The 22,901-nt window shown below is 54.6% G+C and carries 20 protein-coding genes; 3 read left to right on the top strand and 17 right to left on the bottom strand.

Annotated elements, in window-relative coordinates:
• Window positions 1-492: 492 nt before the first annotated feature.
• The 3 genes from pcrA to ACQ4N8_RS19040 form a co-directional block, all read right to left on the bottom strand.
• A complete protein-coding gene (gene pcrA, locus ACQ4N8_RS19050) occupies window positions 493-2,871 on the bottom strand; it encodes a DNA helicase PcrA (RefSeq protein WP_430705934.1) in 2,379 nt (792 codons plus the stop codon).
• 518 nt (window positions 2,872-3,389) lie between these two features.
• Window positions 3,390-4,088, bottom strand: coding sequence for a heptaprenylglyceryl phosphate synthase (locus ACQ4N8_RS19045; protein ID WP_430705933.1), 699 nt, complete (start codon window positions 4,086-4,088; stop codon window positions 3,390-3,392).
• A 288-nt stretch (window positions 4,089-4,376) separates the two neighbouring features.
• A complete protein-coding gene (locus ACQ4N8_RS19040; RefSeq protein ID WP_430705932.1) occupies window positions 4,377-5,258 on the bottom strand; it encodes a phosphatidylinositol-specific phospholipase C/glycerophosphodiester phosphodiesterase family protein in 882 nt (293 codons plus the stop codon).
• Window positions 5,259-5,460: 202 nt separating this feature from the next.
• Here ACQ4N8_RS19040 and ACQ4N8_RS19035 point away from each other — a divergent pair, with 202 nt between their 5' ends.
• A complete protein-coding gene (locus ACQ4N8_RS19035) occupies window positions 5,461-6,594 on the top strand; it encodes an acyltransferase (protein ID WP_430705931.1) in 1,134 nt (377 codons plus the stop codon).
• A 41-nt stretch (window positions 6,595-6,635) separates the two neighbouring features.
• Here ACQ4N8_RS19035 and rfbD read toward each other — a convergent pair whose 3' ends face one another.
• The 6 genes from rfbD to ACQ4N8_RS19005 all read right to left on the bottom strand — a co-directional run bounded on the left by rfbD (window position 6,636) and on the right by ACQ4N8_RS19005 (window position 11,222).
• A complete protein-coding gene (gene rfbD / locus ACQ4N8_RS19030) occupies window positions 6,636-7,511 on the bottom strand; it encodes a dTDP-4-dehydrorhamnose reductase (RefSeq protein ID WP_430705930.1) in 876 nt (291 codons plus the stop codon).
• Window positions 7,508-8,530 carry a dTDP-glucose 4,6-dehydratase gene (rfbB, locus tag ACQ4N8_RS19025; RefSeq protein ID WP_430705929.1) on the bottom strand — a complete coding sequence of 341 codons (1,023 nt, stop codon included), beginning with the start codon at window positions 8,528-8,530 and terminating at the stop codon, window positions 7,508-7,510. The genes rfbD and rfbB overlap by 4 nt, the downstream gene beginning before the upstream one ends.
• A gap of 13 nt (window positions 8,531-8,543) precedes the next feature.
• Window positions 8,544-9,092, bottom strand: coding sequence for a dTDP-4-dehydrorhamnose 3,5-epimerase (gene rfbC / locus ACQ4N8_RS19020; RefSeq protein WP_430705928.1), 549 nt, complete (start codon window positions 9,090-9,092; stop codon window positions 8,544-8,546).
• 215 nt (window positions 9,093-9,307) lie between these two features.
• Complete coding sequence (galU, locus tag ACQ4N8_RS19015; protein ID WP_430705927.1) at window positions 9,308-10,183, bottom strand: UTP--glucose-1-phosphate uridylyltransferase GalU; 876 nt, start codon at window positions 10,181-10,183, stop codon at window positions 9,308-9,310.
• Between the two features lie 175 nt (window positions 10,184-10,358).
• On the bottom strand, window positions 10,359-10,553 hold the full coding sequence (locus ACQ4N8_RS19010) for a hypothetical protein (protein WP_430705926.1): 195 nt from the start codon (window positions 10,551-10,553) through the stop codon (window positions 10,359-10,361).
• Between the two features lie 354 nt (window positions 10,554-10,907).
• Entirely contained in the window at window positions 10,908-11,222 is a 315-nt protein-coding gene (locus ACQ4N8_RS19005; RefSeq protein WP_430705925.1) for a hypothetical protein, read from the bottom strand.
• A gap of 52 nt (window positions 11,223-11,274) precedes the next feature.
• Here ACQ4N8_RS19005 and ACQ4N8_RS19000 point away from each other — a divergent pair, with 52 nt between their 5' ends.
• Both ACQ4N8_RS19000 and fucO read left to right on the top strand, forming a co-directional pair.
• Window positions 11,275-11,574, top strand: coding sequence for a DUF6809 family protein (locus ACQ4N8_RS19000; protein ID WP_430705924.1), 300 nt, complete (start codon window positions 11,275-11,277; stop codon window positions 11,572-11,574).
• Window positions 11,575-12,043: 469 nt separating this feature from the next.
• On the top strand, window positions 12,044-13,195 hold the full coding sequence (fucO, locus tag ACQ4N8_RS18995) for a lactaldehyde reductase (protein WP_430705923.1): 1,152 nt from the start codon (window positions 12,044-12,046) through the stop codon (window positions 13,193-13,195).
• Window positions 13,196-13,899: 704 nt separating this feature from the next.
• On the opposite strand, the gene ACQ4N8_RS18990 is transcribed toward fucO, so the two are convergent.
• The 8 genes from ACQ4N8_RS18990 to ACQ4N8_RS18955 form a co-directional block, all read right to left on the bottom strand.
• Complete coding sequence (locus ACQ4N8_RS18990) at window positions 13,900-14,565, bottom strand: hypothetical protein (RefSeq protein WP_430705922.1); 666 nt, start codon at window positions 14,563-14,565, stop codon at window positions 13,900-13,902.
• A gap of 26 nt (window positions 14,566-14,591) precedes the next feature.
• On the bottom strand, window positions 14,592-14,876 hold the full coding sequence (locus ACQ4N8_RS18985) for a hypothetical protein (RefSeq protein WP_430705921.1): 285 nt from the start codon (window positions 14,874-14,876) through the stop codon (window positions 14,592-14,594).
• A 105-nt stretch (window positions 14,877-14,981) separates the two neighbouring features.
• A complete protein-coding gene (locus ACQ4N8_RS18980) occupies window positions 14,982-15,977 on the bottom strand; it encodes a Gfo/Idh/MocA family protein (protein WP_430705920.1) in 996 nt (331 codons plus the stop codon).
• Window positions 15,978-16,033: 56 nt separating this feature from the next.
• The gene (locus tag ACQ4N8_RS18975; RefSeq protein ID WP_430705919.1) at window positions 16,034-17,095 is read right to left on the bottom strand and encodes a Gfo/Idh/MocA family protein; all 1,062 of its coding nucleotides are present in this window, start codon (window positions 17,093-17,095) and stop codon (window positions 16,034-16,036) included.
• 33 nt (window positions 17,096-17,128) lie between these two features.
• Entirely contained in the window at window positions 17,129-18,019 is an 891-nt protein-coding gene (locus tag ACQ4N8_RS18970) for a carbohydrate ABC transporter permease (RefSeq protein WP_430705918.1), read from the bottom strand.
• Entirely contained in the window at window positions 18,019-18,924 is a 906-nt protein-coding gene (locus ACQ4N8_RS18965; RefSeq protein WP_430705917.1) for an ABC transporter permease, read from the bottom strand. The genes ACQ4N8_RS18970 and ACQ4N8_RS18965 overlap by 1 nt, the downstream gene beginning before the upstream one ends.
• Window positions 18,925-18,937: 13 nt before the next feature.
• Window positions 18,938-20,512 (bottom strand): extracellular solute-binding protein, encoded by a 1,575-nt coding sequence (locus ACQ4N8_RS18960; protein ID WP_430705916.1) that lies wholly within the window; start codon window positions 20,510-20,512, stop codon window positions 18,938-18,940.
• 254 nt (window positions 20,513-20,766) lie between these two features.
• Window positions 20,767-22,851 carry a helix-turn-helix domain-containing protein gene (locus ACQ4N8_RS18955; RefSeq protein WP_430705915.1) on the bottom strand — a complete coding sequence of 695 codons (2,085 nt, stop codon included), beginning with the start codon at window positions 22,849-22,851 and terminating at the stop codon, window positions 20,767-20,769.
• Between the last annotated feature and the right edge of the window lie 50 nt (window positions 22,852-22,901).

The following is a 22,901-nucleotide window of genomic DNA, read 5'->3' as shown; positions in this document are numbered from 1 at the left end:
TTTAGATAGTGAAGTGAGGAGATAGCAAGGGATCGCACGGCATTTCACATAAAAAGATAAATTCTATATAGTAATAGACGCTGATATCCACACTATAAATTCATGTTACCAGAATATGATCAATATCGTATAGCGCTTCATACAGCTATTCATGCTGAGACGGATATATCAATTATCACCCAAATTGTTGAATCCAAAAAGCAAAATCATAGTTAGTCCGCCTAAAAATTCCCGCTACCTTCCACCGTTCCCGGGATCGTCGTAAATATACGCGCATAGCCACGCCGGATGTCGCGAGGACATGCGATGCGGCGTGCTGATAGATGAACGGTAAGGCGGGTGGAGAGACAGACGGGCAAATGATAGCGTGCACCTGAAAGACGAGCGTCCGATAGGCATGCATCCGAAAGGCGTGCGGCTGGAGAGGCGGGAAGAAAAAGCGGTGCCGCCCCTCCATCGCGTAGAGCCTGATCGAGCCGCGATGCTCGCCCGTTATTCGCCGTCGGTCACCTTGGCGATCGGCGCGAACCCGGCCAGCAGTCGCTTGACGCCCACCGGGGCCGGAAAAGCGATCTGCAGCTCCGTGTCGTTGCCGGAGCCCTTGATGGCAACGACCGTGCCCACGCCCCACTTGGCGTGGGCGACCTTGTCCCCGGCGGCGAACTCGCCGGGGCTCGCCGGTTTGGCGGCCGGTCCCCCCGGCACGCCGGTGGTCACGGTAACGCCGCTCCGCCCCGGAGCGGCGCTACCGCGCCCGGCCGGTCCACTCGGCGCAGCCGCGGACCGACCCCCCGGGCCTTCGGCCGCCCCGCGGTGGCCGAAGTTGCCCTCGCCGCCGGCGCTGCCGAAGCCGCGGCCGCTGTACGCGCCGCCGGCACCAACGCCGCGGCCGTAGCGGTCGCGGGGCACGCGCCCGCCGTCCTCCTTGAGTTCCTCGGGGATTTCGTCGAGGAACCGGGACGGCGGGTTCGCCGTCGTGCGCCCGAACAGCGTGCGCATCTGCGCGCACGAGAGGAACAGCTTCTCCTCCGCGCGGGTGATGCCCACATACGCGAGCCGGCGTTCTTCCTCCAGCTCCTCGTTATCCAAGAACGCGCGGCTGTGCGGGAACACGCCCTCTTCCATGCCGACGATGAACACCACCGGGAACTCCAGGCCCTTGGCGCTGTGCATCGTCATCAGGACGACGGCATCGTCGTTCGGCTTCTCGGCATCGGCGTTATCGTTCATGCTGTCGATGTCGGCGATCAACGCCAGGTCGGTCAGGAAGGAAACCAGCGATTTGTCTTCGTTATTATTTTCGAACTCCATCGTCACGGACAGGAACTCGTCGATGTTCTCCAACCGCGAACGGGATTCGAGCGTATTTTCGTTTTGCAGCTCCAACCGGTATTGGGTCATTTCCAGCAATTTCTCGGTCAGTTCCGTCACGGACAAATATTCGACCATTTGATGGAGACCGGCAATCATGTCGTAAAACTCCACCAAAGCATTGCGCGTGCGCCCCGCAAACCCGAGATCGTCCACCGTCGCCAGCACCCGGTAAATCGACGTTCCCCGTTGCGCCGCGGCGTCCGCCAGCTTCCCTACCGTCGTGTCGCCGATGCCGCGCTTCGGCACGTTGATCACCCGCGTCAAGCTGATATCGTCGTCCGGATTGGACAACAGGCGTAAGTAAGCCAGAAGATCCTTGATTTCTTTGCGGTCATAGAACTTGATGCCGCCGACGATTTGGTACGGGATATCCGACTTGATCAGGATTTCCTCGATCACCCGCGACTGGGCGTTAGTCCGGTACAGGATGGCGTGATCGCGGTACGTCCGCCCTTTTTTGATGTCATTCTGAATTTCCGAGGTCACGAAATACCCCTCGTCATGCTCCGAATCCGCCCGGTACACCTTGATCTTGTCGCCGTCGCCTTTGTCGGTCCACAGCTTTTTTGGCTTGCGGCCGGTATTTTGGCCGATGACCTCGTTCGCCGCGTTCAGGATCGTCGAGGTGGAGCGGTAGTTTTGCTCGAGGAGAATCGTGTTGGCCTCGGGATAGTCCTTTTCGAAATTCAGGATGTTGCTGATGTCCGCCCCGCGCCAGCGGTAAATCGACTGGTCGCTGTCGCCGACCACGCAGATCCGGTGATGCTTGTCCGCCAACATCTTGCACAGCATGTACTGTGCGCGGTTCGTATCCTGGTATTCGTCGACATGGATGTAAGCGAATTTTTTCTGATAAAAATCCAGCACTTCCGGCGTTTCTTTGAACAGCTCGATCGTCTTCATGATCAGGTCGTCGAAGTCGAGCGAATTGTTCTGGCGCAGCCGTTTCTGATACATGGCATACACTTTGGCCACGATGCCTTCGAAATAATCGCCGACCTTTTGCTCGTACTGCTGCGGGGTGACGAGTTCGTTCTTCGCCGTGCTGATCATCGACTGCACCGCTTTCGGCTCGAATTTCTTCGTGTCGATGTTCTGGTCCTTCATGCAGTTCCGGATGACGGACAACTGGTCCGTGGAATCAAGGATGGAGAAGTTGGAGCTGAACCCGATCCGCTCGATGTCCCGCCGCAAAATGCGCACGCACATGGAGTGGAACGTGGATACCCAAATATCGCGCCCCTCCGCCCCGCCAACCAGCCGGGAGACCCGGTCCTGCATTTCGCGGGCGGCTTTGTTCGTAAACGTTATGGCGAGGATCGCCCACGGCGGCGCTTTGCGCGTCGCGATCAGGTAAGCGATGCGGTGCGTCAGCACGCGCGTCTTGCCGCTGCCCGCGCCGGCCATGATCAACAGCGGCCCTTCCGTCGTCTCCACGGCTTTCCTTTGCTGGGGGTTCAGGCGGCTGACCGCCTCTTGTATGTTAACAGGTTGCATCTAACATGCTCCTTCCTTTTCCTTCAGCTTATTACTATCAAAAGGCGGCTCCAGACCGTTCCCGCGCCGCAGTGATCGGGTGCCTTGCCGCTGCCTTACTCTACCGCTTACACCTGTCCGCGTACCGCAGTTACCAACACCGTTTACCGCTTCCGTTACTCACGTACTTGCAACTTCGCCCAGAGTGCGCAGCTCTAACGGACTCCAGGGGCGTTATTTGCCTATTTCCCGAGTATTTCCTGGCGTAACGGACTCAGGCGACGCTATTCCGCTCCGAACGAAGCTATTGGCCTGATTCAACGTCAATAACGTCATCTCAGTCCGTTACAATTTGCGGCTCCCCGTTTTTTCGTAATATAAGGTCTCTGGTGTCCGTTAGCCCCCAAGTTCTGATTCAACGTACAGATCCGGGTGACCTTGGCGCTAAATTGAGATAAACCTAGCGACATAATTCGACGCCGCCCCCCTGTTGTAGCAGCAGCTACTCATAGCGATGATAACAACAGGAGCCCTCACCGTTATTTGCTATGCGCCCTTACGGCCCCTACCGTCTCAAGCGCCTGCTCTAATCGGTCATATATTGCATTGCCGACGACGACCGTATCGCAAACGGCGGCCGCGCGGCGCGCCGACTCGGCATCAGCAATGCCCCCGCCGTAAAATAAACGCGCTTGACCCAACGTTCGCCGTACGTCCGATACCAGTTCAAGATCGCCGGCCGTGCCGCTGTACTCCAAGTATACGATGGGCAACTGCAACAACCGGTCGGCCACCTGGGCATACGCCCGGGCTTCCGCGGACTCCAGCCTAGCATTCGCTTCGGTCACCTTGGCGACGGTGGCATCCGGGTTAAGAACGATGTATCCCTCCGGAATCAGCAGCTCCCACGGAATCAAGTACCCGTACTGTTCGATCGCCCGGGCATGCTGCCCGATGATCCAGTCCGGGTGTCCGGCGTTTAGCACGACCGGGATCATATACAGATCAAACCCCGGCACCACCGCTTCCAGTTCGGACACTTCCAACACGCAGGGGACCTCAAAGCGGCGTACGCGCGAGAGCAGCTCCACCGTATTCTCATAAGTCACGCCGCTCGACCCGCCGATCATGATCGCGTCCGTCCCGGACAGACACAACGCTTCCAGCGCCCGTTCGTCCAAAGGCCGGTCCGGGTCCAGTTTAAACACATGCCGCCAGGATGCTATCCTATCTTTCAACGTGAATTCCTCCAACAAGTCTATGCCCGGCCAGCCGGGCGGATCTTCGATCATGGGACCGCCATTTTGGCCAAAAGGCCCGCGAAAAACGGGGCTCTGCTGCTCCGCCCCGCTCTCGTTCGTCCGCCTGATTTAAGAGAATCGATTTCCCCGAATTTCTAGCTCATTTCTAGTCTATGTTACCGCGAATATCGTGTCAATGTTCGCATCCGGGGCGAACAAAAAAAGATACGTTTCGGGCTTTCCAAAAACGTATCCGCTCCCGGCTTATCGGAATTCCGGTAATTTTTAGTTATGCCATAAAGACCGCAATCCCGTGCTTTGGGCCAGGTCCGATTCGGTTAACACGTCGGTATAAAACCCGTAGGCTCCCATCTTTTTGAACTTGGCCAGCATTTTCGGATCGTTGATCGTGTGCACGTAAGAAGCTACGCCGATCCGATTCAGCTCCCCGATCAGGTCGCGGTTCGCCCGGACGTCGGACATGGTGATGGCGGCGAGATCTTTTTCCTTGGCAAACCGCACGACCTCCTCGTCGGATTCCTGCGTTTGGTACAAGGTGAATATCACCGAGTCGAACGGATAAATCCGCTCGATCGGTTCCCACATCGCCCGGGAATAGATTTGGGGCACGACGCGCTCCAGCAGCGCGGGATTCTTCGCCATGGCCTCGCCGACGATTTGTGCGAAGATCCGCTGAATCTCCTCAGCTTTGGTCTGCTTGGTGTCGGTCACGATGTACGCGTCCGGATACCGTTCCATCAGATCCAATATATCGCCCCAATCCAGCGGGTCAAACTCCCCATTGATTTTGGCCGACTTGAATTCGGCGTGGGTCAGAACCGCGCCTCGGCGGTCCGCCTCCAGCTCGTTTTGCTGTCCGAGTTGTTTCGTAAAGCTTTCGCCCCACTCGTGGCGGGCGATCAGGCGGCCGTCGCTGCTGAGCAGCAGGTCGACCTCGAACACGCGAAAGCCTTTGTCATAGTTGTCGATAAAAGCCTCGTAACAGTTCGAATACGTCAATCCTTCGATCTCGCCCATGGCGTGCGCCACCATCCGGTGGGCCTTGAAGCCTTGCTCTTGCTGCGTCTGCGGCTTAGGCAAGCTGATCAACGCGAGGATAACCATGCCGGCGATCAGCAGTAAGTTGTAGAGTAGTTTTTGTTTCATGATGATGTTCCTACCATTATGTTGTTTATTGATAGCAAGCTTTAGCTTACTAATGATCATAACACGCCCAGATTACCAGACTAGGACAATTCATAACTATACCGGCAAAAAAAGGATCCCTGTTCACGGTTTGACAACATTCTGCTCGTCCCTTTAAGTTATAATTTATATCATATCGCAAGCGATGAAGGAGATAAGTATGTTGAAAAAAGCGAGATTGGATGAAATCGAGATCCTGCGAGGCATTGCCTTTTTGGCGGTCGTACTGCAGCATGTGATCGGAGGAATATTCTCTCAGCCGGGTTTATCCTCATCCGCTATCTTGGCGGGAACCACATTCCTGGGCCTTACCCGATTTGCGGTTCCCCTGTTTGTGTTTATTACAGGCGTGGTGCTCTTCTATAATTATGACGGCGAGCTTCATTACCGGAGTTTCTTGCGAAAGAGATTTTCCCAAGTCGTCCTCCCATACCTCGCATGGACGGTATTCTACTATGTATGGGTGAGTTTTCTCAGCGGCACGGGCCCTTCGACCACCTGGGAGGAGCTATTGAACCTTCTAAAACTAGCGCTGACCGGTCGTGCTTCCTACCATTTATGGTTTATGGTCATGATCATCCCTTTTTATCTGTTGTTTCCTCTGTTCAAGAAGCTTCTATCCAAAGAGCGAAAGCCGGTCGTTAACCTGATTGCGGCCGCGTCGGTATTGGTCGTCAATGGGTTTCTGGTCTTCGCCTTGTCCAAGGGCTGGATCGTTTCGGACCATCCTTTTCTGCAGACGCTCGTGATCGATTACCTCGACCGAAACTTCCTGTTTTGGACGTTTTATTTCGTGATGGGCGGTTTGGTAGGCTTGTATTATGACAAGTGGAAAAAAATCGTGCAAAAGACCTGGCTGATCGGCCTGTTGCTGTCAGGGGTTTGCCTTTATATGATTTATGCGAAAATAACCGGGATTCTCTCGCTTAGAGACAGAGACCTTTATCTGTATGCCGCCAACGTTAGCGCACCCTTAAGGCCTTTAATGATGGGGACGATTCTTATTCTAATCGTTTTGGCGTTCGCTTTGGCGATGGGAATAGCACGAAGATCGGGTCTGTCCGTTCCCAGCCGGATCCTCATCGCCTTCGGCCGTTATTCGTTCGGGGCTTATCTGATCCATGCTTTTGTATTGCGTTCTACGAACGAGCTTGCCAAGAGCTATCTAAGCTGGCTTAACGTGTATGGCCAAGCGGCCGTTTCGTTTGTGTTGTGCGCCGCGATCAGTTTGTTCTTATGCCTATGGATCAGTCGGATGAAGCTGACGGTCGGGGAAGCGTGGGTGGGGAAAATATAACGCCGGCTTGCGATGCTTGCTAAACAACAGCCGGCAGCGTACTAGCTCTCCCGGCTATTCTTCATTTCCTGCAAAAAGTGCCGCAGCGCCTCCCGCCAAGGCCGAAACTCGCGAAACCCGTTCGTGTGGATGGCGATATGGGCCATAACGGAATTTCGGGGCCGAGGGGCCGGTCGGGGAAATTCGTCGGTCGTACAGGGTTCAAGCCGCACCGGGTAAGCTTGCCCCCCAATTCGTTCCGCTTCATCAAAAATCGCCTCCGCAAATTCGAACCAGGTGCATTCCCCGGTATTGGAGGCATGATAGATTCCGTACTTTTCCGATTGCACCAGTTCCAGAAGGAACGCCGCCAAATCCAGGGTATAGGTCGGTGCCCCTTTTTGGTCGTTAACTACCTGAAGCATCCGTTTCTCCTCCCCGAGCTTCAGCATCGTTTTCACGAAATTATGGCCGTGAAGCCCGTAGACCCAGGAGGTACGCACGATAAAGAAAGCGCTGGACAGGCATTGAACAAGCATTTCTCCCGCCCGCTTCGTTTTCCCGTACATGCTTTGAGGATTGGTGTTATCATACTCTTGATAAGGCGACGTTGAGGTCCCGTCAAAAACATAGTCCGTGCTGATATAGCAAAACTTGGCTTTGACCTGTTCGGCGGCAACGACCATATTCCGCGTCCCGACCGCGTTTACGGCATACGCTTGCTCGACATCGCTTTCCGCTTGATCGACGGCAGTGTAAGCGGCGCAGTGAATAACTGCATCGGGGCTGCATTCCTGCATGCGTTCCAGGCACAGATCATGATCGGTAATGTCCAGTGTAACCCTGTCGCTGCCAACTACCTCATGACCGGCCTTGCGAAAAAGACAAACGATTTCTTTGCCCAATTGCCCCTCGGCACCGGTAACGAATATTTTCATTGGGCGTCACCCAACCGGTTCCCATACTGCTTAGCGTAGTATTCCCGGTACGCCCCGGACTGAATGCGGGTCCACCACTCCGAGTGATCGAGGTACCAGCGGATCGTCTCCTGAATCCCCGTTTCAAAGGAATGTTTCGGCTTCCAACCTAATTCGGCCATCGTTTTCGCGGGATCGATGCCGTACCGGCGATCATGCCCAGGCCGATCCTGGACAAATGCGATCAAGGACTCTGGTTTGCCGAGTTGCGCCAAAATCGTCCGTACGATATGCAGATTGGTCCGTTCGTTATTTCCGCCGATGTTGTACACTTCCCCATTGCGTCCCTTATGGATGACCAGGTCGATCGCGCTGCAATGATCTTCGACGTACAACCAATCCCGCACATTCAGCCCGTCGCCGTATACCGGCAGCGTTTCGTCGGCCAAAGCCTTGGAAATCACCAGCGGGATCAGCTTCTCCGGAAATTGGTAAGGTCCGTAGTTGTTGGAGCAGCGCGTAATGTTTACCGGCAACCCATAGGTTTCGTGGTAGGCTCGCACCAACAAGTCTCCCCCCGCTTTGCTCGCGGAGTACGGGCTGTTCGGGGCCAGGGCCGTCTTCTCGGTGAATAATCCCGTATCGCCCAGCGTTCCGTATACCTCGTCCGTAGAAATCTGGATGAATTTTGTAACCCCGTGTTTATGGGCCGCGTTCAGCAATACCTGAGTCCCCAGCACATTCGTTCTCACGAATACGTCCGGCTCCAGAATACTGCGGTCTACATGCGATTCCGCCGCAAAATTGACAACCACGTCAATGTTTTGGCTCAGGAGCTTCTCCATCGTTAAGGCATCGGTGATGTCGGCTTTTATAAATGTATGGTTCGGGTGATTTTCAATCGATTTCAGGTTCTCCAGATTTCCCGCGTAAGTCAACGCATCCACATTGACGATCCGGTAATCGGGGTGCTGCCTGAGCATGTACATGACAAAGTTGCTGCCGATAAATCCGGCACCGCCTGTTACAAGCAATTTCATGGGAAAAGTCCTCCTAATCGAAATTCAATTCCGCTTCCGCCAATGTCGGATGACGCCGGTCTTTCTCCGAAAGCAGCGGGTCGCTGGCCGGCCAGTCGATACCTAAGGCCGGATCGTTCCATAATATGCCGCGGTCATGTTCCGGAGAGTAGCATTCGTCCACTTTGTATAGAACTTGGGTATTCGGAGCAAGGGTACAAAACCCATGGGCAAATCCTTTCGGCACCAACAACTGCCGTTTGTTGTACTCGCTAAGAATAACGCCGACCCATTGTCCAAAAGTCGGCGAGCTTCGGCGAATATCCAGGATGACATCGTAAACGGCCCCCGCTATCACCCGAACCAGCTTCGTTTGCGCCTTGGGGTTCAATTGATAATGCAGCCCCCGAAGCACTCCCGGTTCGGCTGACAATGATTGATTGTCTTGCATAAACAGATAGCGTATACCTAGTTGCTCTAGCTCGTTTTTATTGAAGCTCTCCATAAAAAAACCCCGGTGATCCCCATGGACCGCCGGCTCCAGCAATTTAGCGCCATCTAACTTAAGCGAAGTTAACTTCATACCTAATGCGCCCCCCATGAACGGCTTAGTCTCATCGCTTCATCGATAGAAACAATCTTCCCCGGCTATGCTCTTCGTTCAATATATGCATTAACGTTCCCCGTGGTTGCCGTTTCGCGGGGGACACAGTTTGAAATCAACGTATAACTATAGGGAGCGCAAAAAAAGGCCCCTCCAAGGGAGAGGCCGTCATGCCTGAAGAGGAAGACTGCTGCCTATTGCCCGGCAGTATCCGTTAAATCCTTCATATACTTGATGAGTTCGTCGCGCAGCTCCGGGTTTTCCAAGGCGTAATGGATCGTCGTCTTGATGAAGCCCAATTTCTCGCCGACATCATGCCGTTCGCCTTCGAAATGATAGGCTAGGACCCGTTCGGTCTCACCGAGTCTCGAGATGGCGTCGGTCAACTGGATTTCTCCATTCACGCCGACCCGTTGGTTCTCCAGGATATCAAAAATGGCCGGGGTCAAAATATATCGGCCCATGATCGCCAAATTCGACGGCGCCGTGCCGGTTTTCGGTTTCTCTACCAATTGGTTGGCCAGATACACGCGGTCCCGGATGGCGGTAGGATCCACGATTCCGTAACGGGAAACTTCGTCCCAACCTACCGGCTGAACGCCAACGATCGAAGCCTGATGCTCGTCGTAAACATCGATCATTTGCTTGAGGCACGGCACGCCCGATTCAACGATGTCGTCACCGAGCAGAACCGCGAACGGTTCATCGCCTATGAACTTGCGCGCGCACCAGATGGCATGGCCGAGGCCCTTGGGTTCTTTTTGCCGGATATAATGGATATCCGCCATCTCCGACGATTTGCGAACCTCTTCAAGCAATTGGAATTTCCCTTTTTCGTTCAGGTTATATTCGAGCTCGAAGGAGGTGTCGAAGTGATCCTCGATCGCACGCTTGCCTTTCCCCGTCACAATGATAATATCCTCAATGCCGGAAGCGACGGCTTCCTCCACGATATATTGAATCGTCGGCTTGTCGACGATGGGCAGCATTTCCTTGGGCATCGCCTTCGTTGCCGGCAGAAACCGTGTGCCGAGACCAGCTGCGGGAATAATCGCTTTGCGAATTTTCATGAAAGAGTCTCCTCGTTCGAAGAATAGGTTTGTTGGAGACATTATATCATAACGGTACGATAAAATAGAGCGGCCAATCTGGAGGTAACCGGGGAAAAAGGCTCGCATTGCAACAAAAAACCGCCAGCCGGTTCATCTCCGGACAAGCGGTTTCATCTATCGGACCATTGGGTAGTCACTGGATCCAGAATTTCCGCAACGTGAAGCGTTTAGGTTCTTCCTCGTTACGGATCCGATTGCCCGGTTCTGGGGTGTGCAGGAAACGTTCGGTGCCGAATTCAATTTTGCGATACTCCTGTTCGCCGTCAATTTCCAGCCGTCCATGGCCCCGGGTTACGACCGATTGCATCTCGAGGAATCCTTCAAACATCACTTTCACCCTCCTAAGGTTTTGTGAGCGATACTTCCCGCCTGCTTCTCCATTGAAATGGCTTTGAAGCGTTGGTTGAATGAGCTTCTTGAGGTATGCCTCTTGAACTGTTAGGACCGCTCTACAACTCGTTTGGTTACGCTTTCATTATAGCATATCAACGATTCTTTTATAACCGATAAAGAACGGTTATCACCCCTTTCGGCCCCCTGTTCACAAAGCCTCCACAAGTTGTCTTCCACAGAAAAACGGGTGTCTTTGCAGGGCGAAATCCGGTAGGTATCGTTCGTTGAGAGCATTCATTTCGCTTCTTTTTTCTTCAATAATCTGGAATATTTTTATTGACTTTACGTGTCACAAAATATAAGATTTACTTGTGTGGCACAGAAAGTGAGGTGATGAACGCTGAGTCCACGAACAGGACGGCCAAAAGCAGAAAAACCCAAGAAATACATCTTCAAGGCGCGTTTCGATGAAGATACGCACGATGCCTTGACTGCTTATTGCGACAAGCATCATATCACCATCACCGAAGCGATCCGGCAGGGAATCAAGCTGCTTTTGTCCGCAGAACAAAAATAAAAGGAAGCGGCGCATCTCGCAAAAGAACGACGCCACTTCCCACAAGGCAACCGCCCCAAAAGGCAGGATGCATAAATATCCTATCATGTGCAATCTATCCTTTCAAGGCGCTGCCTCTCAAATAACGAGGAGGATGAGTATGCCAAGCATTTTGGAAGAGTTGTATGCCGGAAATATTTTGCCGGATGAAGTGATCGTTTCCCGTGATCCGAATTACCGCCCGGTTTGCCGGCAAATCTACGAATTAACCGAATACTGGCGTAAGAAACTGACCGAAGACGAGTTCTGTGAACTGGAACAACTAATGGACCTGCATGCGCAGGCCAACTTCATGCATACCACGGCGGTATTTACGCACGGCTTCAGACTTGGCGCGGCCATCCTGGCGGAAGTGTTCGCCGGAAAAGAGGAGCTTGTCCGGCAATCCTCGACGCTTTAAAGGGGAAGCGTCAGAAATCGCACTTCTGTTTCCAGCCTAGACCTGCATGGGGAGTTCAGTCCGCCCTAAAGCGACTTAGCTCCCCTTTTTTGTTGTCCCTAACCGCCACAAAACAAAATAAATACACATTTGTATTGTTGTTTTATGTTGATTTACCAACCCCTAAAGATTATGATGAAGACAAACGAAGCTGCCGCAACCTGACCTGCTATCCCGGGCAAACCCGTTGTTCTATATATAATTTGAACTAAAGAAAGGAACGGAAAGAGGCAAAAGGTGAAATGATTCTGAAGAAGCGGAGCGTTCGCCTTTGTGAGCGGATTTCTACCTTATCTGAATTTAGCAAATCAGAGAAATCTGCGACTGCCACCATCCGTACAATCATTAGTTCAATCTATATAGGACAGAACGGCAGTGGATTGGCAGTTTTATTCAAGTGAATATTTTCACATTTAAGGAGGACATGAACATGAGCCAACGGATGATTTTGAATGAGACGTCTTATTTCGGAGCCGGGGCCATCGCTAACATCGTCAATGAGGTAAAAGGCCGGCATTGGGGCAAAGCCCTGGTGGTTACGGACAAGGATCTGGTGAAATACAACGTCGTCTCCAAAGTCACGGAACTGCTCGACAAGCACGGATTAGCCTATTCCGTATTCGACGAAACGGTAGCGAATCCCACCATTGAAGTGGTGCAAAAAGGACTTCGCGCTTATGCGGCGGCGGAAGCGGATTATCTCATCGCGATCGGCGGCGGATCGCCGATCGATACGGCCAAGGCGATCGGCATCATTATCAACAATCCCGAATACGCCGACGTACGCAGCCTGGAGGGCGCGGTAGCCACGGCCAACCGTTCCGTGCCGATCATCGCCGTACCGACGACGGCCGGCACGGCGGCGGAGGTCACGATCAATTACGTCATCACCGATGCCGAAAATAAACGCAAATTCGTCTGCGTGGACCCTCATGACATACCGGTCGTGGCCATCGTTGACTCCGACATGATGAGCTCCATGCCGAGAAGCCTGACCGCCGCTACCGGCATGGATGCCTTAACCCATGCCATCGAAGGGTATATCACCAAAGCGGCTTGGGAGCTGACCGACATGCTGCACATCAAAGCCATCGAGGTCATCTCCCGCTCCCTGCGCGGCGCTGTGAACAACGAGTCGAAAGGGCGCGAGGACATGGCGCTGGGCCAATATATTGCCGGCATGGGCTTTTCCAACGTGGGACTTGGGCTGGTTCATGGCATGGCCCATCCGCTGGGGGCTTTCTACGATACGCCGCATGGGGTGGCCAACGCGATCCTGTTGCCTTCCATCATGGCTTACAACGCCGACTTCACCGGCGAAAAGTACCGCGACATCGCCAAAGCCATGGGCGTGCAGGGGACAGAGACCATGAGCATACAGGAGGGGCGCAACGCCGCGGTTGCAGCCGTGCGGCAATTATCGCTGGACGTTGGCATCCCGGCTCATCTTCGCGAGGTCGGCGTGCGCGAGGACGATATCCCTTCCCTTGCCCGCTCCGCGTTCGAAGACGTCTGCACGGGCGGCAACCCGCGGAACACGTCGATCGCCGAGATCGAGCAGTTGTATAAGGCAATTTATTAAGCCGATTGGAACTTTCCGGCAATAGCAAAGGGAGCCTGCAACCGTGATAATAGCGGTGGACTCCCCAGCAAAAAAATTTCGCGACCGTGTAAATTTCATTTTGTTTGTGATACAATGAAATTAATTATGAAGGAGCCGTGCTTGCAGCGCACGGCCCCGGGCAATAGCCGCTTTTAAGGGCGGTAGGCTTTTATTGGAATGGCAGCAAATAGACCGATTCCTTTGCCGAGGGCGGTCTATTTGCGTTTATGGAAAGAAAGTATCGGGACAATTAAAGTTCAAGTTCAAAAAGTCAGGTTTTCAGGATCGAGAAGGTTGGATGAAGCTAGGGACTGAGTAGCGCAGCGTAGACGGATCTACGTGAGCAACGGAAGGCCCGGCTGAATTCAAGATTCGACGTCGAACTCTCTTCATGAACGGCTTCGTCATGGGAAGATGACTTTTTGAACAACCTCTAGTGTCGCAAATGAGATCATTAGCGTTAACGCTTGATAAACTTCCACCTGGCATCCCTCCCTTCTATGAGAATGAGAGGTAGCCGACCGCCCTTGCAAGCCTATTCTATTGCTTGTCTAAAATTATACCATAACATTGTAAAAGTATGGGATTGGGGTTACCTCAAATCTCTTATCTACGATAAAACGGGAGCCAGGTGGCGGGCGATACGCCGCCGCTTGACTCCCAAGGAACATCACTCCCAAATCTCACCCGCGCCCTTCCCGCTCGCGCAGCTCCGCCAGCCGCTCCTCGATGCGCCGTGGGATTTCCTCGCGCAATTGTGGCCACGGCACAAACTGCTCCGGCGGCAGGCGGTACTCCGCAAACTCCATCGAAGGCGTAAAGCCGTACCGCATCAACTCCGCGTTCACCAACCGGTCTTTTTCCTCATCCGACGCATACACCCCGTCGAACGCTCCGGTTACGATCAGCCCGCGTTTGGGGGCTTCCGGCTTGGTGCATTCCATTAAATCCGGGAGCAAGTAGAACATGTCCGGATCGGGCAGAAAAGCATGCTTGCCCGGCTGGGAATACAGCCGCACCTGCGTGCCGTCCAGATTGCGGCGATCCCGCAGCAGGCTTTTGAAATACCAGCCGTGAAAGCTGGCGTCGCAGTCCAGAACGCTCCCGTCCTGCCCCACATACACCCAGACATGCTCCAGCTCGTACAGATGCTGAATATCGTAATCCCAGTAGATGGCATATTCGATCACATACTTTAGTCCGGGCTGCCCGAAATCGAAGCGGCGGCGGAACGATGGCGATGCCCCGGCCTCCTCCAGTACCGTAACCCCCGTACGCACGGGAAAAAACGGCTCTTTTTTATCAAAAAAAAGATAAGGCGCGTATTTCAAAACCAATTCCCTATTCATGCTCTTTCTCCCTTTCCGCTGCCGATCTATTGGGTAATGCTCCGGTGGCTCTCGTGAATATCGTCTGGGCTGCAGCTTGCTTTCAATTCATACACCTTGATAGGAGCCGCATCGATCACGTCCAGAAACGGGTCAAACGCCTCCCGGATTCCGCTGTGCACATAGGGACAGTGATGGTCCGACAAACCGATCGTCTCATGAATATGCACGCCGACGATCGCCGAACGCACCTGCGGCAAATCCCGGCGGTTGTCGTACAAGCCCATCCGCTCCATCATCATGGCATGGCCGATGTCATACCATAAGCCCACGGGCGCGCCCCGCAACTCCCGGATCAACTCCCCGGCTTCCGACAGAGTAGGTGTTCCAGCAAGTTGAAAACGCGTATTCTCCCTTATCGTGAACGTAATCCATGGTCAGCTCCCGATCTCGTTTAAATCGTAAGCCCGCTTCGACGACGCCGAGCGGTACGCGGCTTCCATCAGCCGCGTTAAATCCACGGCCAAATCAATGTTTTCCCGCGCCGTCGTCCCGTTTTGAATATGGGAAATCCACTGCTCGAACGAAGACGGGAGCGGAGACGGCTGCTTCCATTCCCGGATCACAGGTTCGCCCAGCCTTGTACTCGCTACAATCACCTTGCCGTCCTGGGCATTGAACCACAAGCTCCCTTCCGTTCCGTGGGCTTCAATGACGAGCGGGGAAAAGCGGCTGACGAAACCGGCCTCCACCATGCCAAGCGCCCCGTTGCCGTACCGCAGCACGGCGACCGCATTGTCTTCGACAGCCCGGCCGGTGACGCTCCCAAAGCTGGCGCTGACGCTTTCGGGCATGCCGAGGAGCAGGCGGGCCAAATACATCGGATGGCAGCCGAGATCAATCATGGCCCCGCCGCCGGTCTGCTCCGGATCGTAAAAATACGGAGGCAGTCCGTCCTCGGACAACGCTCCTTTATGCGCCAAACGAATTCGCACCAATGTTAGCTCGCCCAGCACCCCTTCCGCGATCGCCTGCCGAATCGCTTGGGCAAACGGCGTATTCATGCGCGGCAGCGAAACCGTAAGCTTCACTCCGGCCTTCTCCACCGCGTCCACAATCTCGCCGCATTCGCGGCTGGTCGGCGCCAGCACCTTCTCGGTAAAAATATGCTTGCCCGCCTGCGCTGCCGCGACCATCACGTCACGATGCATCGCAGTCGGTGCGTCAACGACCACACCGTCGATATCTTCCCGGTCCAGTAGCTCCGGCAGGTTCTCGAAGAAAGGAATCCCCCGGGCTTCCGCCTCCCTCCGTCCGCGCTCCGCATCTTCATCCCACAAGGCGGCGATCTCCACCTCCGGATGCTCCGCCGCCTGGCGCGCATAATCTTTGGCATGGACATGCCAGAAACTTAACAAAGCTAATCTGATCATCGGTTGCCTCATCCTTTCTTTTCGCTGAACACCGGGACGTTAATTCCGCACCGGCTTTAATTGAAATAGACCGCTTTGCCGGTCGCGCTCGACTCGTAAATGGCCTCGACGATTTCCGATACGACACAAGCCTGCTCCGGCGTTACGAGCGGCTCCTTGTCCTGCAGGACGGCTTCGATCCACAAGCGGATTTCCTTCTCCTGCATGCTTTCCATGCCCTTGGTATTGAACTGCACCGGATGCTCGTACAACTGGCCGTACTTCTCTCCATTCAGGCGGAGCGTGTCCTTCACATCCGCCCCGCCTTCGGTGCCGCACAGCGTGTACACGGCCTGCTTCTCCTCCAGCGTGTTCAGCGCCCAGGAGGATTCCAGCATGACGGTAGCGCCGTTCTTCATGACGATCATGCCGAAGGCCGAATCCTCGACCTCAAATTGCTTCGGGTCCCACGGGCCCCAGGAATTGACGGCATTCTCTCGCTGCGACAGCTTGTGATAAGCGGTGCCCAACACGACCTGCGGCTCGTAATTGTTCATCAGCCACAAGGTCAGGTCGAGCGCATGAGTGCCGATATCGATCAGCGGGCCGCCTCCCTGCTTCTCCCGGCTTAGGAAGACGCCCCAGGTCGGCACCCCGCGTCTGCGGACGGCATGCGCCTTGGCGAAATAAATGTCGCCCAGATCTCCGTTCTCGCAGGCCTGCTTTAAATAAAGGCTGTCGATGCGGAAGCGGTTGTTGTACCCGATCGTCAGCTTCTTTCCCGTGCGGCGCGCCGTTTCCGCCATCCGGCGGGCGTCGGCGGCCGACTTGGCCATCGGCTTTTCGCACATCACATGCTTGCCCGCTTCCAGCGCGGCGATGGAGATTTCCGCATGGGCATCGTTGGGCGTGCATACATGCACGACATCGATGGACGGCTCCGCCAGCAAATCGCGGTAATCGGCATACACCTTGGCGCCCGGGGCACCGAATTGATCGGCCGCCTGCCGCGAACGCTCGGGGAGCACATCGTAGAAGCCGCAGATTTCCACCTGATCCAGCTTGCTTAATGCCGGCAAATGTTTGCTGTTTGCGATACCCCCGCATCCAATAATGGCTACTTTCAACTTGTCAACCATTTTTCATAACCTCCATAAGTTCAATGTATAAAACTACTCCTTGATCGCCCCGACCATCACGCCCGAGATAAAATATTTCTGCAGCCAGGGATAGACGATCAGGATCGGCACCGTGGCAAACATAATGCTAGCCGCCTTCATGCTTTCCGGCAGGACCGCCGCGAAAGCGTCGCTTTCCTGCACGCTCAAATCATTCAGCATGCCGCCCGAGACGATTTGATACAGTTTAAGCTGAATCGGATACAGCTGCGGGTCCGTGATATAGAGCAGCGAATCCATAAACCCGTTCCACCGGCCCACCGCATAGAACAGGCTGAGCGTCGCCAGAGCCGGCATGGACAACGGCAGGACAATGGTCAGCAGGGTCCGGAAATGGCTGCTCCCGTCCATCTCCGCCGCCTCGGTCAACCCTTTGGGAAGCGAAGAGAAGAAAGACATCAGAATAATCAGAAAAAAGGGATTGATCAGCACCGGCAAAATCAGCGACCACAGATTGTTGGTCAGATGCAGCCCTTTGACCAGCAAATATTCCGGAATCACGCCTCCGCTGAAAAACATCGTAACGACGATCAGCACCATAAGCAGCTTTCTCCCGCGGATCGGTTTCGTCAGCGGATAAGCGGCGAACACCGTCATCAACATCGAAAACGCCGTGTACGCGCAGGTCAGGACGATCGAAAGGACCAGCGACCGCAGCATCGCGTTGTCCTGAAACACTTTGCGGTACGCCTCCATATTGAGGTCAACGGGAATAAGACTGACCCTCCCCGATAAAATAGCCTGGCTGGAGCTTAACGAAACGGAAGCGATATGCAGGAAGGGCGCCAAACACAAGGCGACAAACAAAAGCAGGCAAGCCGTGTTGACGGCGGCAAACATCCGGCCTCCACCCTTCCGCAGAACTAATGCGCGCAACGTATCCATCAGAAGATTCCTTTTTCCGTTATTTTTTTGGAAATAGCGTTGGCCGACAGCAGAAAGACCAGTCCGACCACCGCTTGAAAAAAGCCGACGGCCGTGGCCAGGGAGAACTGCATGCCTTCCATGCCGGCCTTGTAAACAAAGGTGCTGAGCACCTCGGAAAAGTCTTTCACGATCACGTTTCCGATCACGTACGGCCGGTCGAAGCCGATCTGCACGATTTCACCGATCTTCAGAATGAGCAAGACGATCATCGTTGTCCGGATCCCGGGCAGGGTGACATGCCGCATTTGCTGAAATCGGCCGGCGCCGTCCACGGCGGCCGCTTCATACAGGTCCTTGTTGACGCCGGCGATGGCGGCGAGGTAAATGATCGTGCCCCAGCCGGCGCTTTGCCAAACGCCCGCCGCCAAATACGTGATGAGCCAGTAATACTTGTCCGTCAGAAACGGAACCGGATCAAGGTCAAACCGGGCAAGCAGCAGGTTAATGATTCCCGAATCCGTGGCGAACACCTGGTACATGATGCCGCCCAGAATAATCCAGGATATGAAATGCGGCAAATACAGAATCGTCTGCGAAATTCGTTTGAACCAGCGGCTCCGCACCTCGTTCAGCATCAGCGCCAGCACGATCGGAGCCGGAAAGGAAACCAGCAGATCGAGCAAATTCAGCATAAACGTATTTCTCAGGGCGGTATAAAAGCCCGGCATCCGGAACACTTCCGCGAACACGTCCAGACCGACCCAGGGACTGCCCGCTACGCCCTGAAACAGATTGAAATCCTTGAACGCGATCGTCACCCCGTACATGGGGCCATACTTGAACAGCACAAAGTAAATCAGCGGCAACACGAGCAGCGCGTACAGCTGCCAATGGCGAAGGACATAAACGGCCGTCTTTTTCAATGGAGCCACTCCGTTACTTCTTCATGGCCTTGTAGGCTTCGGTCCGTTCCTCCAAGATCGCCTGGCCGCCGCTGTTCATGTAGTCCTCCAGCATGCTGTTGTAAACTTGATCAAACTGCTCGGGTTTCGCCATTACGCTTTTCACGAAGATATCCGTATACTTGTCGTACAGCGCGCTCACGTATTTCAGCTCGGCCTGAATCGGCTGCTCGAAGTTGGCGTAATCGATCGGGTCGGTCTCGGAGATTTCATAAGCCCGTTTCATATCCTCGCGGAACGGCTCGGGAACCGTCGCCGCCACCGCTGCCCGGTTCTTCTCCGCGCTGCCGAAATCCTGTCCGATCGTGATCATGGCGATATCGGCGGAATTGTATAGCCTGTTGCCGGTTTCCTCGGATTCGATCCGTTCCGGCAGCTCGTTCGCCAGCTTGTAATCCCGGCCTTCCTCGCCGTTAAACACGCTGAACATCACGGCTTCCTGCGCCAGCCAGTCCAAATATTGGATCGCTTCCGCGCCGCGTTCGCTCCCCGCCGGAATCATCAGGTAAAACCCGGTCGGTACATACTTCGGCTTCAAGTGTTTTCCCGACTTGTTCGTAAACGGATCGGCCGGTACGAGCCGGGCTCCGGAAATGTTCTGGGACAACACCTTGGCTACTCCCGGATTGTCCAGGTACGTTTTGCCCACGTCCTCAGTGTACATGCCGACCCTGCCGTTCATGACGTCCTGAAGCATCGTTTTCCCGTCTTTATCCAGCGCGAAGTCCGGGCTGATCAGGCCCTCGTTGTACAGCTTGTTGGCAAACTGCACGGCTTCCTTATGTCCGGGCAGCAGGAGCGGATACCCGATCTTCTGGGATAAGGTATACCGTTCTTCTTCCGTCATCCCGTCGTCGATAAACGACCACACCAGCGGTTCGATCGAAGCGGCCGTGAGCGAAAAGCCGTAAGGAATGACTTTACCGCCGGTCCCGCCCGGATCCTTCTCTTTAAAAGCCTTCAGCGTCTCGTACACCTCTTCGGTCGTTTGCGGCATCGGCAGATTCAGCTTGTCCAGCCAATCCTGGCGGATGATGGCGGAGTATTTGCCGGTGAACACCCGCCGGCCAGGAATGGAGTATTGCACCCCTTCCACCTTGCCGTAATCGAGCGATTCGCCCAGATACTTTTTCAGATTAGGGCCGTATTCATCCACGAGCGCGGTGATATCCATCAGCCCGCCCTGCTTGGCGTAATTGTAGGGAAGCAGGTTGTCCGTCGACGCGAACACAATATCCGGGGCATCGTTGCCGGCCATCATCACATTCAGCTTCTCCGTGGCGTCGGAACGCGGAATCGGCACGTATTCCACCTTAATGCCGTTCGGGTCGCCGAATTCCTTCTGCACCCAGTTCGTCAAATAGTTGTTCGTTGCCGTGGAGCCCGCCGGTGAATTTCCCCGATCAAAAATAGCCACCCGAAGCGTAACCATGCCCGCCCCCGCAGAACCGCCCGTTTCCGTCCCGCCCCCGGCGTTCTGTCCGCAGCCGGCCAGCACACTGCCCAAAACGAGCATCGACATCGTGAACCTCAACCATTTCCTGTTCATTCCACACCTCTTTGTACAGAAATTAGTCCGGGCGTTGGCCCGTCCAATTCAGTTATAGGGGTCCGAAACCAATCCGGCAATTTACAAGATTCAGCGCGGGCAACCAAAAGGAAGATCACCGTTCCGGCGCGCCTTTCCAGGCTGTGAGCATACCATTTTCCGCCGATCCTACAAAAAGGAAAAAGCCCCGGAAAACCCTATCTTTTAGCCATAGATCGGATTTTTCGGGGCCGCCCCTTGCGGGCACACTGATTTTATTGCATCTGCTTGCGGTAATCCCCAGGCGACATGCCCAGTATTTTCTTGAAAATTCGCCCAAACGAGATCGCGTGGTTATATCCGACATGCAGCGAGATTTCGTGAATCGGCTTGGTTGTTTCTTTCAGCATTCGTTTTGCCCGTTCAATGCGCAAAGCGATTAAAAAATCGACGAATTTGACGCCGAACTCCTCTTTAAACAACTGGCTGGCGTATTTTCCGTGGATGCCGAACCGTTCGCCGATCAATTCCAGCGACATCTCCGGGTTGGTGAAGTTCTCTTCGATAAACCGGCGAATGTCATAAACCAGGCTCCGTTGATCCTTCGTCTCGAGCAACACCGCATATTCCGCAAACAGTTCGGCGAACCGGTTGTTAAAACATCCGCGCAGCTCGGCCATGGTTTCCGCTTCCTGCAGGGCAACGCTCAAGCCGGGAAACACGGCCCGGTTCCAGCAGGCACCCACTTCAGCCGGCAATTCCTCCATCTCCCGGGCAAACCGGTAGATCATATAATTCAGCAATTGCAGCACTTGCTCGCGCTTCACCACGAAACCTTCCAAAAGCCCGAACAGCTTGGCCAAACTATACTCCCAGGCGGGATTTACGACCCGGAACTGATGGATGAAATCCTCAATGTGCCGAAAATACTGCGGATCGACGACGATTTCGTTCTCCTGGATTTGCCCGTAAATCAGAACGCGGTTTCCGCCGAGGGACATTTTGTATTGCAGTGCAGCCAGAGCCTCCGTGAAGGATCGCTTGACGTCCGCCGGGTCCGGAGCGGGTCCGCCGACGCTAATCGTGATCGTGAAGCCTAGCTCTTGTGGCGCCCGCGCCCGGACATCGTCCAACAAAGCGTAAATCTCCCCGACGTCCGTGGCCCGCTCCCGCAGCGCGTTCACCATTACGGCCAGCCTGTCGCCCGAGATCCATTCCGCCCAAATTTCATGCGCAGCACGGTCTCCGGCGTTTTGGGCCGCCTCCTGCAACCGGCCCTTCAGGTAGTGGATTTCCTCTTTGTCATGTTGCAAAAATTGCGAATACTGATCGATTTGCGCAACGGCCAGCAGCCGCGGTATGCCTGATTCCTTCATTCCAGGCCAAGCCGAAGGCGATGGTACGTCCTTTAATGGAGCCGACTGCTCGTCGTTAAGCAGTTCCAGGAAGAAATGCTTGCGAAGCAGCCGCTCGTTGTCCGCACGCTGCCTCTCTTTCTCCGCCCGGCGATGCCGTACCGCAAGCCCAAGGTTGGCGGACGACAAAATTAGAACGAGTGCCGCTAGAGCACTGGGGAGAATCAGGACGGAACGCTTTCCGGCCAAAGGCACGCCGTTCACACCACTGTTCAGACTCCAGCCCGTATAGGCCGAATGGACGGAGGAAATCACGTTGTTCGGCCACGGCCCCGCCTCTTTCGGGAGCAACGGTTGCCCTTCCCGGTCCGTAATTTGCCATAAGGCGTTATCCTGGGTTTTACGTTTGCCGATGCTTTCCAGCAGCGGATCCACCTTGACGTTCAAGACGATCAGCCCTTCGTTCCGATAATACGGCATCGCGCTTTTGGCGATGGAAATCACTTGTTCCTGCGGCTCAACCAGCGGAACTTTCGAAAACGACCTTACGGCCGACCAGTTCGCGCTAGGTCCCTGACGCGCCGCTTCCAACGCGAAAAGCCGATCGGGAAAAACCTCGATCGGCACCGCGTAGCCGGCGGTAATCACCTTCCGGTCCTCCGCGCGGTATAAATAAAGCGAATGGATCAGGGAATTGCTTTTCACGATGCGGAAAATTTCGCCGGAAGCCCTGTAGTTGATAAAATCCGCTCGGAACGGGTTGTTTTCAAAAAAATCGTAGATCGCCTCATTATCCATCATTTGATCGGCCAGCAGCCGCTCCATATTTTTCAGCGTCGCCTGCGTGGCGTCCAGCGATTTGGCGGCAAAAAGCTTGTTGTCCCGCTCAGCCTCGCTCGCCGAAAGGGAGAAACCGAGCAAGACAGCCAGAGCCAATGCGGATGAAATCAGCAAATAAACGGATAAGCGGGGCGAACGCAGCCGGCGGTACCCTGGATTATTCATCATCTTCATCCTCCCCGGTCAAGTTAAAGTACGATGATCCTTTTACTTTA

It is taken from the genome of Paenibacillus macerans (assembly GCF_050565405.1).
Taxonomy (GTDB): Bacteria; Bacillota; Bacilli; order Paenibacillales; family Paenibacillaceae; genus Fontibacillus; species Fontibacillus macerans_B.
The sequence above is the reverse complement of the archived record's forward strand: the minus strand, read 5'-3'. Positions and strand labels throughout refer to the sequence as shown.

Bases quoted from the DNA above. Each gene is read 5' to 3' on its own strand.
- pcrA (WP_430705934.1), bottom strand. From the start codon at position 2,871: ATGCAACCTGTTAACATACAAGAGGCGGTCAGCCGCCTGAACCCCCAG.
- ACQ4N8_RS19040 (WP_430705932.1), bottom strand. From the start codon at position 5,258: ATGAAACAAAAACTACTCTACAACTTACTGCTGATCGCCGGCATGGTT.
- rfbD (WP_430705930.1), bottom strand. From the start codon at position 7,511: ATGAAAATATTCGTTACCGGTGCCGAGGGGCAATTGGGCAAAGAAATC.
- rfbB (WP_430705929.1), bottom strand. From the start codon at position 8,530: ATGAAATTGCTTGTAACAGGCGGTGCCGGATTTATCGGCAGCAACTTT.
- rfbC (WP_430705928.1), bottom strand. From the start codon at position 9,092: ATGAAGTTAACTTCGCTTAAGTTAGATGGCGCTAAATTGCTGGAGCCG.
- galU (WP_430705927.1), bottom strand. From the start codon at position 10,183: ATGAAAATTCGCAAAGCGATTATTCCCGCAGCTGGTCTCGGCACACGG.
- ACQ4N8_RS19010 (WP_430705926.1), bottom strand. From the start codon at position 10,553: ATGTTTGAAGGATTCCTCGAGATGCAATCGGTCGTAACCCGGGGCCAT.
- ACQ4N8_RS19005 (WP_430705925.1), bottom strand. From the start codon at position 11,222: ATGATAGGATATTTATGCATCCTGCCTTTTGGGGCGGTTGCCTTGTGG.
- ACQ4N8_RS19000 (WP_430705924.1), top strand. From the start codon at position 11,275: ATGCCAAGCATTTTGGAAGAGTTGTATGCCGGAAATATTTTGCCGGAT.
- fucO (WP_430705923.1), top strand. From the start codon at position 12,044: ATGAGCCAACGGATGATTTTGAATGAGACGTCTTATTTCGGAGCCGGG.
- ACQ4N8_RS18990 (WP_430705922.1), bottom strand. From the start codon at position 14,565: ATGAATAGGGAATTGGTTTTGAAATACGCGCCTTATCTTTTTTTTGAT.
- ACQ4N8_RS18980 (WP_430705920.1), bottom strand. From the start codon at position 15,977: ATGATCAGATTAGCTTTGTTAAGTTTCTGGCATGTCCATGCCAAAGAT.
- ACQ4N8_RS18975 (WP_430705919.1), bottom strand. From the start codon at position 17,095: ATGGTTGACAAGTTGAAAGTAGCCATTATTGGATGCGGGGGTATCGCA.
- ACQ4N8_RS18970 (WP_430705918.1), bottom strand. From the start codon at position 18,019: ATGGATACGTTGCGCGCATTAGTTCTGCGGAAGGGTGGAGGCCGGATG.
- ACQ4N8_RS18960 (WP_430705916.1), bottom strand. From the start codon at position 20,512: ATGAACAGGAAATGGTTGAGGTTCACGATGTCGATGCTCGTTTTGGGC.
- ACQ4N8_RS18955 (WP_430705915.1), bottom strand. From the start codon at position 22,851: ATGAATAATCCAGGGTACCGCCGGCTGCGTTCGCCCCGCTTATCCGTT.